We start from the raw sequence: 791 nt of genomic DNA, 5'->3' as shown, positions 1-791 counted from the left end.
CATAGGTGATGTCAGCTACCCAAAGTTGATTTGGCTGCTCAGCAGTAAATTGACGATTAACTAAATCAAGTGGCTTATCTTGTTGCTCGTCAGGTATCGTTGTCTTATGTGCTTTACCCCGACGAACACCTTGAATTCCCATAACTCGCATCAATCGTTCGACTGTACAGCGGGCGACTTGATGGTCGTCAAGCTGTAGCTGCTTCCATATTTTTCTTGCACCATAAACTGACATATTATCCTCCCACACTTCGCGAATGAGTATTATCAGCTCAGCATCACGCTTTTTGCGGTTAGACAGTCGCTCAGGCTCTCTTTGTATCTGTTTATGAGAATAATACGTTGATGGTGCAATCGGCAATTCCTTGCAAATTGACTCGACACCGTAATGCTCTCTGCAAGCATCAATAAAATCCACTATTACTTCTGTTTGCGGTCGAGCTCCGCTTGGGCGAAAAAAGCGGCAGCTTGCCTCAGGATATCATTCGTTCGCTTGAGCTCTTTATTCTCGCGCTCTAAGACGGCAAGGCGTTCTTCAGTTGATTGCGTATTAGAAGAGGGTTTAGACGGTTGAGCTTGAGATTTCTTGACCCATGCTCTAAGTGTTTCTGGGGTACATCCCAGTTTATCTGAAATCGATACTAGCGCAGCCCAAAGAGAAGGGTATTCATGCTGTTGTGTGGTAACAAGCCTAATTGCACGTTCACGAAATTCTGATGTATAGCGATTTGATTTTTTCATAGTTCCAGTTTCTCAAGTTATTGAGTCTCTGGCAAACACGGGGCGATTCA

2 protein-coding genes and 1 other annotated feature are annotated in these 791 nt (G+C 44.4%); both genes read right to left on the bottom strand.

What is annotated here, in order from left to right:
• A partial coding sequence (locus tag QL986_RS18795; RefSeq protein ID WP_138956978.1) for an IS3 family transposase occupies positions 1-235 on the bottom strand: 235 nt, incomplete at its 3' end.
• 111 nt (positions 236-346) lie between these two features.
• Positions 347-463: a sequence feature (AL1L pseudoknot), on the bottom strand.
• Positions 421-741, bottom strand: coding sequence for a transposase (locus QL986_RS18790; protein ID WP_008130909.1), 321 nt, complete (start codon positions 739-741; stop codon positions 421-423). It overlaps the preceding feature by 43 nt.
• Positions 742-791 lie beyond the last annotated feature (50 nt).

This window comes from Pseudoalteromonas sp. APC 3250 (assembly GCF_030407915.1).
In the GTDB taxonomy this organism is placed as follows: domain Bacteria; phylum Pseudomonadota; class Gammaproteobacteria; order Enterobacterales; family Alteromonadaceae; genus Pseudoalteromonas; species Pseudoalteromonas tetraodonis.
This window is presented reverse-complemented; position numbering and strand designations above follow the sequence as displayed.